The organism is Marinilactibacillus kalidii (assembly GCF_017599325.1).
GTDB classification, from domain to species: Bacteria; Bacillota; Bacilli; order Lactobacillales; family Carnobacteriaceae_A; genus Marinilactibacillus; species Marinilactibacillus kalidii.
Genome location: NZ_JAGFVM010000050.1, coordinates 1 through 15566, shown reverse-complemented (window position 1 = coordinate 15566; position 15566 = coordinate 1). Strand labels below are relative to the sequence as shown.

Sequence of the window (15566 nt, the reverse complement as noted above, 5' to 3'; positions counted from 1 at the left end):
AAAATGATATTGTACGTATGAATTGATGTTAATCAAAATTACGTTGTAAACAAAAGGGTTATTTGTACGTACCTTCAAAACAATAGTATAACATCTTCTATCCTTAAGCAAGCGTTTTCTTAATTTTTAAGCATGATTAAAATGCCCCTTGAAAGATGAGTAAATACTCTATCTTTCAAGGGGCATCCATCTTAATATTAATCAATTAAGATAATTATTCGTGATTTGTATAGTCTTCTTTTTCTTTATTTAACTCATCGACTTTTTCTACATTAAATGATTCAAAATCTTCTGGCTTGGTATCTTTTTCTTTTTCCTCTTCATTCATCTCTTGTTCGGAATCGCTATAACGACCAGCTTCTCTAGCTGCCGCCAAACTAGCTGGACTATTTATTCCATCTGGATTAGCGTTTCCTTCTATAGGACCATTTTGCATACTATCAATCCTTCCATTATTTTAAAGATTGAACGGCTTGTTTCTCCACGTCCAACATCATTGTATACCTTTTCATGAATTCTTCAAAATCATTTGATTCAACTTTGGAAGGTTCTACTGTATTCGGTACCTCTGAAGAAAATACTTGTTTATCTAAGAATGCTTCAAGTGTCTCTCCATCCTGCTTCCTAAGCAAGTAAGCAGCCAATAGGGCCATGCCCCAAGGACCACCTTCTCCAGCAGTTTCCATTACCGTCACAGGTACATTTAAAGCGTCTGCCATCATTTTTTGACCAACGTATTTCGTCTTGAAGAAGCCACCGTGTCCTAGTAGTTGATCTACGCGTACATCTTCTTTTGATGTTAGAATGTCCATACCGATTTTCAAAGTAGCTAGTGCAGAATAAATTTGTGTTCTCATAAAATTAGGGAGTGATAACACACTATCTGGCATTTGTACAAATAGAGGTCGACCTTCTTCAAGTCCAGTAATCGGTTCTCCAGAGTAATAATTACAACTAACTAATTTTCCGCCATCAGAATCCGCTTTTAGTGATTGTTCAAATAGCGTTGTAAATAATTGGTTTTTATCAACGGACAATCCGAGTGCCTCGATTAATTCTCCAAATAATTTTGCCCACGCATTAATATCTGTAGTGAAATTATTGCAATGTACCATAGCGGTCGGTTTACCTGTCGGGGTAGTAACCATATCTATTTCTTCATAATAACTTGATAAAGCTTCTTCTAATACAATCATTGAAAATACAGAAGTACCGGCTGAAATATTTCCTGTTCTTTCTGCTACTGAATTTGTTGCAACCATTCCCGTTCCAGCATCCCCTTCTGGAGGACAAAATGGAATTCCAGCCATTAAGTGACCGGTTGGATCAATCAGATTAGCACCTTCTTCTGAAAGTTTACCCGCCACACTACCAGCAGCTAAAACTTTCGGAAAAATCTCTGTTATCGACCAATCAAATGATTTTACCTCTTCAAGTTCATTAAATTGAGCAACTCTTTTCTTATCAAAATCAATTATTTCACTATCGATTGGGAACATCCCTGCTGCTTCTCCAACACCAACGACTCTTTCTCCCGTCAACTTCCAATGAACATAGCCAGCAAGTGTTGTCACAAAATCAATCTCTTTTACGTGAGCTTCTTTATTTAAAATAGCTTGATATAAATGGGAAATCGTCCAACGGTGTGGAATATTGAACGCAAATAACTCAGTCAATTTTTTCGAAGCAGCATCCGTTGTCGTATTTCTCCAAGTTCTAAAAGGAACGAGTAACTCTGCGTTTTTGTTAAATGATAAGTAACCATGCATCATACCAGAAAAGCCGATAGAAGCTACCTTGGTTAATTTGACATCATATTCAGCTCTAACGTTTTCAAACAGCTCTTTGTAGGCAATTTGCAGGCCTGACCATACTTCATCTAAATCATAAGTCCAATAGCCGTCGATCAACTTATTTTCCCAATCATAAGCGCCACTTGCAATTGGTGCGAATTGATCGTTTATCAAAACGGCTTTAACTCGAGTAGAACCAAATTCTATACCTAAAGATAAGGTGTTCTGATCAATTACTTTATTATTTGTTTTAAATGACATTATAACCCCTCATTTCAATCTTCTATTTTATAAAAGAAAAGCTAACAAACGTATACGTTTATTAGCTCTCTCGTTCTTAATCTATTACGACTGTTTCAATATCTACTAATTTTGCCCAATCAAGAATGACATCTAGACTTAATACCAAGGTCGCTACAGTGTGGTGTCCCCCACCTGCTTGAATCCATTTTTTTATACCCGTTTTAAAGTCAGGATTTGGTTTCCAGATTACTCTGGCTACTGGTAAGTTCGGCGCATCTTCCTTAGGTGTTTCAGCAGTAAATGTATTTACCATTAAACGATAGTGTGTACCCATATCTAACATAGAAACGGTCAAACCTTCACCAGCTTTTCCATCAAAGACAAGACGCGCTGGATCCTCTTTATCGCCAATACCTAGAGGATTAACGACGACACGTGGTTTTGTTTCCGCAAAGGTCGGGTCAACTTCTAACATATGTGATTGAACAATATATTCATTTCCTTTAGTCATGTTATAGGTATAATCTTCCATGAATCCAGTAGAAATATTGTTTGCCATGACTTTCATCAAACGATCTAGTGCTGCGGTTTTCCAGTCACCTTCACCAGCAAATCCATAACCTTCTGCATTCAATCGTTGAACAGCCATACCAGGTAATTGTTTCATTCCATGAAGATCTTCAAAGTTTGTCGTGAATGCTGTATAACCACCGCGCTCAAGGAACCTTCTAAGACCAATTTCAATTCTAATTTGATCTTTAACATGTTCTTCAAAGAAGTCTTGATCATTATCACGGTATTCCATATCATACATATTACTGCATTCTTCAAATGTCTCTTGAATTTCTTCATCAGTAACGTGACTCATTTCTTCAACGAGATCACCAATACCATAATAATCGACTGTCCATCCAAATTGAATCGCCGCTTCGACTTTGTCACCTTCTGTTACCCCAACATTTCTCATATTGTCGCCAAAACGAGCAACTTTAATATTTTGGGATTCCACAAAACCAATTGCAGATAACATCCAATCAGACATTTCTTTGTGAACATCTGGATCTTGATAGTGACCAACTACAATTTTATTATTCAAACGCAAACGCGCATTGATAAACCCATATTCTCTATCCCCATGCGCACTTTGATTTAAGTTCATGAAGTCCATATCAATTGAATCCCAAGGAATCTCTTTATGATACTGAGTAGCTAAGTGTAACAATGGTTTTTGTAATAATTTGGTTCCAGGAATCCATAATTTTGCTGGTGAGAATGTATGCATCCATGTAACGACCCCAGCAACCTTATCTTGGTAATTGACTTCTTTCATAACGTCTTTGATTTCATCAGCAGTTGTTACCAAAGCTTTATACTCTAATGGATAAGGGAAATTGGCCTCTTTGTTTAGTGATTCAACCATTTCTTTAGTGTGATCTTCAACTTGTTCAAGTGTTTCTGGACCATATAAGTGTTGACTACCGACAACTAACCAGAATACTTTTTCTTCTGTTTTTAACATATAAAGCACATCCTCATTTTTATGTTTTATTTCTGACCATAATAGGCATTATCGCCATGTTTTCTTAAATAATGTTTATCCAACAAATCTTGACTCATCTCTATTTTATTTGGATTTAATTGAAAGCTATGATAAGTCATCTCAGCTACTTGTTCTAAAACAACTGAATTATGAACAGCTTCCTCTGGCGACATTCCCCATGTAAACGGACCGTGATCATTAACTAATACACCCGGAACTTTATCCGGATCAATAGACCTTGATTTGAAGGTTTCAATGATAACAGAGCCGGTCTTCAATTCATAATCTTTCGAAATTTCTTCTACCGTCATTTCTCTAGTTACCGGAATTGATCCGTAGAAATAATCAGCTTGAGTAGTTCCAGCTGCCGGAATATCTCTTCCCGCTTGGGCGTAGCTAACTGCCCATGGTGAATGTGTATGAACGATTCCACCGATATTCTTAAAATTTTTATACAATTCTAGATGAGTGGCTGTATCACTTGAGGGATTTAATTTTCCTTCAACAATATTGCCATCTAAGTCTACAATGACCATATTTTCAGGTGAAAGATTCTCATAAGCTACTCCACTTGGTTTAATAACGACTAAGTTCGAGTCCCTATCTATCCCACTCACGTTACCCCAGGTGAATGTAATTAATTTGTATTTCGGTAATTCCATATTCGCTTTATAGACTTGGTTTCTTAGTGCTTCAAGCAAGTTCTATCATCCCTTTCATAGATACAGTATCGCAAGATATAAATAGTTCTAAAATTCTTATTCAATTTATGTGTAACGCTTACAATTCTATTGTAAATTAAAGGTACGTACGTGTCAACTAAATAATAAAAATTTATTATTATTTTGTTCGTGACACGAACGTACCTCATTCGGCTATGAGTGAGCTACCTCACTAGTGTTGTTATCTTTTAATCGTTTCGTTGAATTTCGTACAACGAGCTCTGGATCAAAAATATAAGATTCTAATTGTGTACCTTCTTCAATTGATTTTACAAGCATCATTGCAGCTTGTTTACCTAAATTTTCTTTTGGATGTTCGACTGAAGTTAACTTTACAGAAGGAAGTGTTGTACTATAAAAACTATTGTCATGTGAAACGACAGAAAAATCATCTGGACAATTTTTTCCAATTGCATTGATCTCTTTAATCAACATAACCGCCACTTCATCGTTATAGCAAACAAAACTAGTCGGTACATTTTCTGATGAGAGTAAATCTCTAATCATCTGCGGCAGTGACTGTTTTGTCTCTGTATCGTAACGAATAATATGGTTATTATCGAACGAAAGCTTCGCATCATAAAGTGCCCTGATATAACCTTTCAGTCGATTCTTTCCTTGTAAATCGTCTGCTTTTGTAATGATTCCAATATTAGTATGATTCAAATAGATTAAATGTTCTGTTGCTATTCTTCCGGCTTTTACATCGTCTAACGCAACAACTGGAAAGTCTAGCTCCTCATAGGAAGCATTTAACATAATCATTGGAACAGGTCTTTCGGATAGATTGAGATAATAATTTAAGTTTGGATTCATTAAATTACTTTTGGTTGGTTCAACAATCAGTCCATCAACATTTTGATCAATCATACTTTCCAAAGACGATCGCTCATTGTCAACGTTATTGCGTGTACTCGACAACATCAGAGAGTAATCGTGTTTAGAGAGCTCTTCTTCAATCCCTCTAATGATTGAAGGGAAGATATAATCCGACAAGTAAGTAGTAATAACGCCTATCGTCCTTTTAGAAGAAGGGATTATTTCTTTTTTATATAAATCACTAACAAAAGTTCCCGAGCCTTGTTGTTTGACTAAATAACCTTCATTCACTAATTCTGATACAGCTTGTCTGATCGTATGTCGACTAACATCAAACTGTATACGAAGTTCCGCTTCTGATGGAATTTTGCTTCCCAATAAATAGTTATTATTTTTGATTTTTTGTTGTATCTCTTTTTTTATCGTTATATATTTAGGCTCATTCAACATTGATTTCACTCCTTACGATTTGTCCGTACGTAAATTGTACTATAAACAAGGGGGATAATTAAAGGCAAATTACGATTTGTATAGACAAATATTTAAATTATTATCTTCAATTTTAATATGTATATGAAGAAAAGGATGCAACAGCATCCTTTTCTTCATATCTCGTTCATTTTCTACCATTTCCCGATTGGACAATTTTTATAATTCAAACTTGCTCTGAACATTGCATAGCATCCACATTTTGTACAGGTTTGGTTTTGAAAGAATGGACATGATTCACAAACTGAAAGCCGCATTTCTTTAAGCTCATCTGAGGCAAGATCCACTTCTAAACTTAATTGCTCTTCAATAGATTCTAGAACGTTCTGACCCGCTAAAGCTTCTAATCTTTCACACGTTTTGCAAGACATCTTACTGCTCTTTGATCAACATTGTTGTAACACTCATTGCTGGTAATGTCATGGAAACTTTTGTACCCTCTATTTTAAATTCATCAAAGGAACGTTTAGAAACAACTTCTGGGTTTTCAAATGTATTATGTGCATCCATTTCATCACCTGAAACAATAAAGGCTTCCGCTTCACCTAGATTAAAGGCTTGTAAGTTGAAGGAAACTTCTTCGCTACCTTCTAAACCGTAATTACATATAGATATGGCGATTTGACCATCTTTTTTAGAGATCGTATAATCGATTGATTCTTGAGCTTCACCATAAGTGTCAATCAATTCAGCATCTTGGTGATACGTGTATAAATCAAAGACGTGATAAGTTGGTGTCTTGATCATTTTTTCCCCTTCAGTCAATAACATCGCTTGTAAAACATTCACCATTTGAGCAATGTTAGCCATTTGTACGCGATCTGCATGTTTATGGAAGATGTTCAGTGTCACACTTGCTACCATAGCATCTCGGATTGTATTTTGTTGATATAAGAATCCAGGATTTGTTCCATTTTCTACAGATAACCAAGACCCCCACTCATCTACGATCAGGCCGACTCTTTTTTCTGGATCATATTTATCCATTATCGTAGAATGTTTTGTAATCAGTTCATCCATTTTTTTCGCACTTTCAATTAAAGAGTGCCATTCTGATTCAGGAAATTTTGTTGCTGTTCCTTTATCTTCCCATGCTCCAGTTAATGCATAATGATGTAGACTGATACCATCCATGAATGGTGCAGCGATTTTCATAACTTGTTCCATCCAATTATAGTCGTCAATGTTTGGACCGCAAGCAATCTTGTAAATAGGCTTATCGGTATAATTTCTTACATAGGTTTGATAACGACGATACAGGTCTGCATAGTACTCAGGACGCATGTTTCCGCCACATCCCCAGCTTTCATTACCGACTCCGAAGAATTTCATTTCCCAAGCAGTCTCACTACCATTTTCTTTACGTAAGTTAGACATAGGTGATTCACCTTCAAAAGTGATGTACTCTACCCATTCTTGCATTTCTTGAACAGTTCCACTACCTACATTACCGTTAACATAAGCATCCGCTCCTAATAAGTCTAAGAGATGAAAGAATTCATGTGTACCGAAATGGTTATTTTCAACTACTCCACCCCAGTGCGTGTTAACAATTGTTTTTCTTTCAGCAGGTGTTCCAATGCCGTCTTTCCAATGGTACTCATCTGCAAAACAACCACCCGGCCATCTGACAACAGGTACTTTGATTGCTTTAAGGGCTTCTACAACGTCTAAACGAATACCCTCATTGTTAGGGATGTCCGAGTCTTTTCCAACCCATACACCTTCATAAATACAACGCCCTAAATGTTCTGCGAATTGCCCATAGATATATTTACTGATCGCTGGTCCTTTTTTATTCGTTAATACTTCAATCGTCATTTTTACACTCCTAATAGTAGAATTATGGTTTAATGCCCCAAATCATTTCGTTATTATCTCCAAAGGCAGAGAATACAATACGATTTTCTCCTAATTCGTCTACCTGTTCAGCTGCAATACCTTTAAAGGTTGTATCGTCAACTTCTATTGTGATCATATTCTTATCTGAAAGGTTCCATGATCCTTGGATATCTCCAGAAATTGTGCCATCCTCATTTAAGTCAATAGATAAAGGATCGATCATTTCTGTTGAGTTACCTGTACCGTGATTGATATATTCATAGTTACCGATAATCGCTTCCTCAGAGATATCCTCCGTATTTGCTGATTCACCTCTATATTCATATGGTAAAGGAACTAACCAGTCCTCTGAATTGTGCAACATTTGATGTGCTCTCACTTGATGCTCTTCCGTTCCTTCATCAAATCTGGTGTGGAAGACAAGTAGCCAATCATCATCTTGTGTCTGTACAGCTGAATTATGCCCTGGTGCACGATATCCTCTTTCGATTCCTGTCATATTATAATTACCTAATAGTTTAATACCATAGTCGGAGTTAACGTCTCCGCCTTCAAAAATAGCTGTTTGACCCTTTGCATCTACATATGGTCCATCAACAGTTTCAGATCTGAATACTCTCATGTTGTAGCCACCGTTTGCTGCTAAACCACCATAAGTTAGGAATAGATTATAGTAACCTGATTCTTTATCATAGACGATATATGGACCTTCGCCTGATTGATGGAAACCACCAAATAATTTCGTGCCAAAGTAACGATCGATCGTTCTACCATCTTCAGTCATACCGTCTTCACCTGGATAAATGGGTTTCCCTGTTTCGTCTTCCAATTCCAATAAATGAATCCCACCTGACCACGAACCGTAGACTAGCCAAAATTTTCCGTTTTCGTCATAGAATGGTGCTGGATCAATAGCATTCGGTGCATAATCCGTGTTATATTCACGACCACTCATTCTGACCCATTTCTCATTGAATCCAGAGACTTTCCCTTCATCGATCAATTCAGGAAGATGTGTTCCTTCATAATTGATATTTCGATCACTACCGTCTGTAGAATCTTCAGATGTAAAGCCGGAATATATGATTGTATCAATATACTTATAGGGACCTTCGATACTTGGAGATGCCATCAATACGATTGCTGATCTTCTCCAAGTTGAACTTGCTGAATAATACATAAGGTAAGCACCCTTTTTACCATTAGACCATTTGAAGTCTTCGTTATAAATGACATCGGGTGCCCATAAACCATAGCCACTTCCTCTGCTAGAGTCTGCATCATCATGCCCTGCCCACTCAAAGGTTTCTGCTAAATTTTCATCTGTATTCCCGAAAATAATATTATCGTCCATATTTTCGTATTCAGTTGAATTTGGCACTTCCCATGTTTTGAAGTCCTTTGTCTTTGCTTGAGAAACATGCGTTCCAAATACATAAAAAGTTTCTTCGCCATTTTCATCAATGACCGATCTAATAGCAGGATCGTGAACAGAAACTCTATCTCTTGTCTGTGTTGACCATTCTTTTGTTTCTGGTTGATCTATACCACTTGAATAAACCATATAACCACTCACTCCAATAACTAGGATAATAACAGAAGCTAAACCGATTAGAATTTTTTTATTCTTTTTCATTTAATGCTCCTTTCTTATCTTTAATTAAATCGTTGCATCTTGTCCAGGAACACCGAATTCTGGATACCCAGAATCATTCCATTTAAACACTTGAGCATTTGCATGACGGTTAGGATTGTCTAAAGGATCACCTTCTTTATTTTTTTCTGGTCTTGCATGATAAATCAGTACGTCTTCTTTACCATCCTCTGATTTCGTAAAGGAGTTGTGTCCTGGACCATAGAGACTATTTTCTTCTGAAGAAGCAAATACGGGTTTCTCAGATTTCTTCCAAGAATAACCATTTAACAAGTCACTATCCTCATCTGCTGATAATAAGCCCATAACATAATTCTCATCAGTCGCACTAGCAGAATAAGTAATAAAGATTTTTCCATTATTTTTAACGACTGCTGGGCCTTCGTTAACGAGGAACCCTACTTTTTCCCAACCATATTCAGGAATCGTCAGTAGTGTTGCATGTCCTTTTAAAGTCCATGGATTTTCCATTTCAGAAATATATAAGTTTGAATTCCCAGGAATGGCTGGATCTTTTTGTGCCCATACATAATATAATTTATCTTTATGTTCAAATGTTGTCGCGTCAAGACAAAAACTATCGATATGTGTAACGACTTGTCCTTTTTCTTCCCATTTTCCAGTTAAGGGATTCTCATCTTTACATTCGATCGCATACATGCGATGTTGGAAAATATTATTTTTGGGCTGATCAGATTGTGCTGCTGCAAAATAAATATACCAAGCACCCCTAATAAAATGAATTTCTGGCGCCCAAATTAATTTACTCATTTCGCCCTCTTCGTGCGCATGCCAGACACTGGCTTTTTCTCCATCTTCAAGCTCATTTAACGTTTTTGCTCTTCGAACTTCAATCTCCTGATAACCAGGAACGGATCCTGTGAAATAATAATAGCCATCCGTATGTTTGTAAACCCACGGATCAGCTCTTTCTAATACGATAGGATTGTTATAGTTGTTTTGCTTTGTCATTTGATACACCCCTGATTTAAATATAGTCAATTACTAAGTGTTTCTTTTGAAGTTTATTTAAGTTGATAAAAAGAATACCTGTGATAAATAGTGTCACACTAATCAAGACAATTGTAATCGGCATAACATAAGTAATGAAGGAAACTAAGCAGAGAAAAATGATATTAAACATGAACAAGCTGGGCATGATTAATGGAGAAAGCAACGTCAGTTTAATTTTCTCTTTCAGCGTTCCTTCTGTATAGATTGAAACGACCATTGAAGTAAATAAAGTAGATAAACAATACAGCCCCATCAGAATAATCGGAATGATAAAAATGGACTGAAGTATCTGATTCAACATGACGATTCTATAATTGATGATCAAGATGGAAATAGTGATCAAATAAATCAAGAATACGCTATTCGCTTTTAAAAAACTCATTTTGTATTCTTTTGCATAGACAGAAAGCAACTTGAACAAAGAAGCTTGGTTTGTGAATAACTCTTTTTGAGAAATTGTTTTCGCTAGAGCATAGCTAGCCGGACCTATTCCAAAAATACCCAATCCGACGATTGTTCCCAGTAACCAGAATACATTCAACAAACAACCATACATTATTTTTTCAAGCACTGTCATTAATTTATTTGATATCATTATTTCACCTTCATTTTATATTTTTATCCTTTAACCGCGGATAGCGCTACAGACTCAATAATTTGTTTCTGGAAGATAATAAATACTGTTAACACTGGGATAAGCGAGATAACAGATCCAGCCATAATCAACGGATAATCTGTTTGAATTGCATAGGTTGAATTCAAGTTAGCAATAACTACTTGTAACGTTTGTTTTTCGGGACTTCTCAAGTAAATCAATGGTGCAAGGTAATCATTCCAAGAAGCCATAAACCATAAAATAAATTGAGCAGCCACTGCTGGTTTAATCGCTGGCATGATTAATCTAGCATATATCGTGAAGTAGGAAGCGCCATCAATTTTAGCTGCTTCAATGATTGAATCTGGAATGTTTGATAAGTATTGTCTCAAAAAGAAGATCATTACAACGTTACCGAATAAACCAGGCACGATCAATGGAAGCAAGGTGTTGATCCAACCAAGATTCGAAAAGATCACGTATTGAGGAATCATGATCGTAGGATATGGAATCATTAATCCAGCAAGTAAAATTAAGAAAATAAAGTTTTTATAGGGCAATTTAAGTTTAGCAAAAGAAAAAGCTGCCATACTTGATGTAAGTGTACCAATCGTCGTAACAGTCAATGTTACAATCATTGAATTTTGAATACCTGTTCTCAACGTACTCATATCAAACAAACGAATATAAGCATCTAATTGGAATGGATCCGGTATCCATTGTGGGGGTAAGGAGAATACACTTGATCTATCTTTAAATGAAGTTGTTACCATCCATAAAAGTGGTGCAACCATCGTGATGGCGCCAATGGAAAGTAGGATAACGATAAGAATGTTGCTCATTTTTTTCTCTCTGTTCATCTGCTTACCTCCTAATCTAATTTATATTGAGATCTAGAATTAATGTAGAATTGAATGGCCGTAATAATGAAGATCAAAAATCCTAATATTGTGGCAATTGATGATGCGTAACCCATTTTCAAGTTACTGAAAGCTTGTGTCCATGTATACCATACTGTCGTCGCTGAAGAATATTGAGGACCACCAGTAGGTGTCATAATATTGATTTCCGTAAAGATTTGAGATCCTGAAATAATACTTGTGATAATCAAGAAAAATGTGATGGGTTTGACCATTGGCCATGTAATATTTTTAAAACTCTGGAACGGACTTGCACCATCTAATTCAGCTGCTTCATAGAAGGTTTTTGGAACGCTTTGAATAGCAGCTAAGTAAAGTAACATTGAATGACCTAAACCTTTCCATACAGTCATGATGATGATGGCAGGTTTTACAGTTTCGGTGTTATCTAACCAGTTAGGCCCTTGAATACCGATGATATCGAGTGCTTGGTTTACAAGACCATAATCTCCGTTGTATGCCCATTGCCACAAAATTGATATTGCTGCTAATGAAGAAACAACTGGGATGTAATACAAGACACGAAAGACTTGTCTTCCGGCAATTTTACGATTCAATGCTACAGCTAATAGGAATGATAAAACTAAGCCGATTGGGATACCAATCATTAAGAAAAAGGTATTATATAGTGTTATCCAAAAATACGGATCATTGAAAAGCGTTACATAGTTTTCAAATCCGATGAATTCCATCACACCTAAACCATTCCAATTTGTAAATGAAGCATACAAACTAATTAAACCTGGTATAATCGAAAATGTTAAAAACCCTACAACTGGTATAATAATAAATAAAAATGCTGCTTTATACTCAGATCTAAAGAGTTTACTCGTTGGTTTTTTATTTTTTAAATCATTTTTAGATACGCTTACGTTTTTCAATTTACTTCCTCCTCTGATAAAACTTCTTTGAAACGAAATACCTGAAAAAATTAAAGGTATTTGAAGATAGTCGTTAGACTATCTTCAAATACGATTAGGTCCTGCTTATTTAGCGTTATCTAAAAGTTGTTGCATTTTAGGTTGAACTTCCTCTAAATATTCTTTAACATCTTGATCTCCATCTAGTACTGGTTGAATATTAATGAAGAATTCGTCATACCACTCTGCGGTATATGTTCTAGCCGCTGGTAAATTTCTACCATAATCTTGAACGATATCGAGAAATTCTTGTTTATTGTTAGGAACTGTTTCAGTATCGGATGCCCATTCTTCAGCAACATCGATAAGGTTCGGCACCTGGATCAAGCCATCCACTAATTTTTGTTGTCCTTCGATATTAGCTGATAGATAACTTGCCAACTCTACAGCCTCGTCAGGATTTTCAGATGATTTCGCAACAGCGATTCCTAAAGAGCCAATGAATGCTGCAGGTTCTCCAGTTGAACCAGCTGGCCAAGGCATCAAATCATATTCGAAGTCTAAATCGTTAAATGTACTTACATCCCATGGTCCTGCTGGGAAGAATGCTAGTTCTCCATTCATCCATCTTTGGTAAGTGTCTAATGTTTGTGCTTGTTCAGTTGAAGGTGTCAAATTATGTTTGTTTTCAATATCTACAAAGTACTGTAAAGCTTCAGCGAATTCAGGTGTATCAACAGTGACTGTTTTACCATCTTCACTTAGCCAATCTGCTCCGTTACTCCATATAAAGGAATGAATTGACCAGTTAACGTTCATACCTGTCGCCCATTGGTCTTCACCATTCGTCAATTTCTTACCGACTTCAACAAATTCGTCCCATGTATAAGGTACATCTTTGTCTGGCATTTCTAAGCCACTTTCTTCAAAAATATCTTTATTATACGCTAAAGCAAAAGGTCCAACGTCTTTTGGTAGTGCGTAAAGTGGGCCTTCACCGATTTGTTCTCCATCATATCTGTAACTGTCAACGCCGTATTCCCAGATATTATCTAAATCTACGCCGAGTTCGTCTACTTTTTCTGTCATATCTAATAGTATATTGTTATCAACATAAGCCATTACTGATCCTTGTTCTAAGAAAAATACATCTGGAACATCGTTTCCTGATATAGAAGCTTGTAAGCTTGTCATGTACTGATCAGGATCTGTAGCGATAACTTCAACCTTTAGTCCTGGATTATCTGCTTCATATTCTTTTACAACTGATTCATAAATCTCTCTTTCATCAGGTCCACCTCTGAACATGAAAGTAAGATTAGTTGTGTCGTCTGACCCTTCTGAACTGCTATCTCCAGAATCGTTTCCACAACCAGCTAATAATAGCGCTACCATTGCAGAAGAAGCTAAAACGTGTTTTTTGTTAATCATGATGATTCCTCCTAGTTTTATAAATCTATAATTATGCTTTACCTACTTGGCAATCATACGTACTAATTATTCGATTTTATTTCTTATAAAGAAAATAATAACAGTTTACTAAAATGATTTCGCTTACATTGAGCTTTAAAAAAAAATCATCTGCTATTATTTGGTTTTAAAAGTCTCTAATCTTAAATTAGTACGTACGTATCGCTTGAAAATAATATACCACGTTCAACACGTACGTGCAATAGTTTTTACAAATATTCTACAATATTTCATATTAAATAAACGAAAACCACTTATGATATTATAATTACTCAATAGAATAGCCATTTGTAAGGTATTGATTAAATAAATATTCTCTAAGGAGAGTGTAAAATATCTTGTGTAAATAGAAAAAAGGAAGCCCCTTCTGTAGAATAGAGTTACCACACTACATTCACAGAAAAGAGGACTTCCCTATGAACAATCTTACTACAGATATCTTACAGACTCTAGCTACAAAAGGTGATTTAAATGAATTATTTCGTTCTCATCTAGAATTGGCCGTTAATACACTCTTAAGAACGGAATTGACCGTCTTTTTAGATTATGAGAAGTATGATCGTATTGGTTTCCATTCAGGTAACTCTCGCAACGGCACCTATGACCGTACGGTCAAAACAGAATATGGTGAACTTCAGCTTCAGATTCCACGTGATCGTAATGGTGAATTTAAACAACAGACGCTTCCTGCATATAAAAGAACCAATGAAACGCTGGAAGAAACGATTATTCATCTCTTTCGAAAAGGGATTACGATGTCTGAAATTGCCGATTTGATCGAGAAAATGTATGGTCATCACTATACGCCGCAGACGATGTCCAACATGACAAAAGTCTTTTCTGAAGAAGTGGCTGCTTTTAAAAAACGTCCACTAAATGATCATTATGCCGCTATATATCTTGACGCTACCTACATTCCCTTAAAACGTAAAACTGTAGACAAAGAAGCCATTCATATAGCAGTTGGAATCCGTCCAGATGGTGCCAAAGAAGTACTCGGTTATGCCATTGCCCCCAATGAATCTACTGTTACATGGAAAGAGCTATTAGAAGACTTGATTAGCCGTGGTGTTAAATCCGTTCTCCTCTTTGTGACCGACGGTCTTAAAGGAATAAAAGATACGATTCATCAAGCATTTCCTCAGGCTGCTTATCAACACTGTTGTGTTCATGTTTCTCGCAATATCGCTAGTAAAGTACGTGTAGTTGATCGCAGAGAAGTATGTGAAGACTTCAAAGCTGTTTACCAAGCAGACTCACGGGAAAAGGCGATCGAAGCTCGGCTTGATTTTACAGAGAAATGGCACACCAGTTACACTAGAGTAACCAAAGCGGTCTTAGAGAACGACAGTTTACTGACGTTCTATGACTTTCCTGTTTCGATCCGTAGGAGCTTGTATTCCACTAATTTGATTGAGTCTTTTAACAAACAAATCAAAAAATACAGTCGGCGTAAAGAACAATTTCAGAATGAAGAATCCATGGATCGCTTTTTAGTCTCAAATTTTGATCTGTATAACCAAAAATTTTTAACCCGAAGCCACCGCGGTTTCCAACAAGCAGAAGCAGAACTATGGGAAATGTTTGGAATACTAGCAGAGAGAT

General features: G+C 36.3%; 14 protein-coding genes. 1 reads left to right on the top strand and 13 read right to left on the bottom strand.

Features of this window, described 5'->3' with window-relative positions; translation table 11 throughout:
- Window positions 1–214: 214 nt before the first annotated feature.
- The 13 genes from J5J05_RS11795 to J5J05_RS11735 all read right to left on the bottom strand — a co-directional run bounded on the left by J5J05_RS11795 (window position 215) and on the right by J5J05_RS11735 (window position 13922).
- The gene (locus tag J5J05_RS11795) at window positions 215–436 is read right to left on the bottom strand and encodes a hypothetical protein (protein WP_208560866.1); all 222 of its coding nucleotides are present in this window, start codon (window positions 434–436) and stop codon (window positions 215–217) included.
- Window positions 437–452: 16 nt separating this feature from the next.
- On the bottom strand, window positions 453–2054 hold the full coding sequence (locus J5J05_RS11790) for a xylulokinase (protein WP_208560865.1): 1602 nt from the start codon (window positions 2052–2054) through the stop codon (window positions 453–455).
- 76 nt (window positions 2055–2130) lie between these two features.
- Window positions 2131–3555, bottom strand: coding sequence for an L-arabinose isomerase (araA, locus tag J5J05_RS11785; protein WP_208560864.1), 1425 nt, complete (start codon window positions 3553–3555; stop codon window positions 2131–2133).
- Between the two features lie 26 nt (window positions 3556–3581).
- The gene (locus tag J5J05_RS11780; RefSeq protein ID WP_208560863.1) at window positions 3582–4277 is read right to left on the bottom strand and encodes an L-ribulose-5-phosphate 4-epimerase; all 696 of its coding nucleotides are present in this window, start codon (window positions 4275–4277) and stop codon (window positions 3582–3584) included.
- A 174-nt stretch (window positions 4278–4451) separates the two neighbouring features.
- On the bottom strand, window positions 4452–5567 hold the full coding sequence (locus tag J5J05_RS11775; RefSeq protein ID WP_208560862.1) for a GntR family transcriptional regulator: 1116 nt from the start codon (window positions 5565–5567) through the stop codon (window positions 4452–4454).
- Window positions 5568–5740: 173 nt separating this feature from the next.
- Window positions 5741–5977: a DUF6171 family protein gene (locus tag J5J05_RS11770; protein ID WP_208560861.1), complete on the bottom strand. Its 237-nt coding sequence runs from the start codon at window positions 5975–5977 to the stop codon at window positions 5741–5743.
- A 1-nt stretch (window position 5978) separates the two neighbouring features.
- Window positions 5979–7427 (bottom strand): alpha-N-arabinofuranosidase, encoded by a 1449-nt coding sequence (locus tag J5J05_RS11765; protein ID WP_208560860.1) that lies wholly within the window; start codon window positions 7425–7427, stop codon window positions 5979–5981.
- A 22-nt stretch (window positions 7428–7449) separates the two neighbouring features.
- Window positions 7450–9084 (bottom strand): glycoside hydrolase family 43 protein, encoded by a 1635-nt coding sequence (locus J5J05_RS11760; protein WP_244244740.1) that lies wholly within the window; start codon window positions 9082–9084, stop codon window positions 7450–7452.
- Between the two features lie 24 nt (window positions 9085–9108).
- Entirely contained in the window at window positions 9109–10074 is a 966-nt protein-coding gene (locus tag J5J05_RS11755) for a glycoside hydrolase family 43 protein (protein WP_208560859.1), read from the bottom strand.
- A gap of 16 nt (window positions 10075–10090) precedes the next feature.
- Window positions 10091–10711: a DUF624 domain-containing protein gene (locus J5J05_RS11750; protein ID WP_208560858.1), complete on the bottom strand. Its 621-nt coding sequence runs from the start codon at window positions 10709–10711 to the stop codon at window positions 10091–10093.
- Between the two features lie 23 nt (window positions 10712–10734).
- Window positions 10735–11571 carry a carbohydrate ABC transporter permease gene (locus tag J5J05_RS11745; protein ID WP_244244739.1) on the bottom strand — a complete coding sequence of 279 codons (837 nt, stop codon included), beginning with the start codon at window positions 11569–11571 and terminating at the stop codon, window positions 10735–10737.
- Between the two features lie 11 nt (window positions 11572–11582).
- Window positions 11583–12512, bottom strand: coding sequence for a carbohydrate ABC transporter permease (locus J5J05_RS11740; protein WP_208560857.1), 930 nt, complete (start codon window positions 12510–12512; stop codon window positions 11583–11585).
- Between the two features lie 105 nt (window positions 12513–12617).
- Window positions 12618–13922 carry an ABC transporter substrate-binding protein gene (locus tag J5J05_RS11735; protein ID WP_208560856.1) on the bottom strand — a complete coding sequence of 435 codons (1305 nt, stop codon included), beginning with the start codon at window positions 13920–13922 and terminating at the stop codon, window positions 12618–12620.
- Window positions 13923–14377: 455 nt separating this feature from the next.
- Between J5J05_RS11735 and J5J05_RS11730 the strand changes: the two genes are divergently transcribed.
- On the top strand, window positions 14378–15566 hold a 1189-nt coding region (locus J5J05_RS11730; protein ID WP_208560834.1), incomplete at its 3' end, for an IS256 family transposase.

Coding starts and splice junctions, on each gene's coding strand:
- J5J05_RS11795 (WP_208560866.1), bottom strand. CDS start 436: ATGCAAAATGGTCCTATAGAAGGAAACGCTAATCCAGATGGAATAAAT.
- J5J05_RS11790 (WP_208560865.1), bottom strand. CDS start 2,054: ATGTCATTTAAAACAAATAATAAAGTAATTGATCAGAACACCTTATCT.
- araA (WP_208560864.1), bottom strand. CDS start 3,555: ATGTTAAAAACAGAAGAAAAAGTATTCTGGTTAGTTGTCGGTAGTCAA.
- J5J05_RS11775 (WP_208560862.1), bottom strand. CDS start 5,567: ATGTTGAATGAGCCTAAATATATAACGATAAAAAAAGAGATACAACAA.
- J5J05_RS11770 (WP_208560861.1), bottom strand. CDS start 5,977: ATGTCTTGCAAAACGTGTGAAAGATTAGAAGCTTTAGCGGGTCAGAAC.
- J5J05_RS11765 (WP_208560860.1), bottom strand. CDS start 7,427: ATGACGATTGAAGTATTAACGAATAAAAAAGGACCAGCGATCAGTAAA.
- J5J05_RS11760 (WP_244244740.1), bottom strand. CDS start 9,084: ATGAAAAAGAATAAAAAAATTCTAATCGGTTTAGCTTCTGTTATTATC.
- J5J05_RS11755 (WP_208560859.1), bottom strand. CDS start 10,074: ATGACAAAGCAAAACAACTATAACAATCCTATCGTATTAGAAAGAGCT.
- J5J05_RS11750 (WP_208560858.1), bottom strand. CDS start 10,711: ATGATATCAAATAAATTAATGACAGTGCTTGAAAAAATAATGTATGGT.
- J5J05_RS11745 (WP_244244739.1), bottom strand. CDS start 11,571: ATGAACAGAGAGAAAAAAATGAGCAACATTCTTATCGTTATCCTACTT.
- J5J05_RS11735 (WP_208560856.1), bottom strand. CDS start 13,922: ATGATTAACAAAAAACACGTTTTAGCTTCTTCTGCAATGGTAGCGCTA.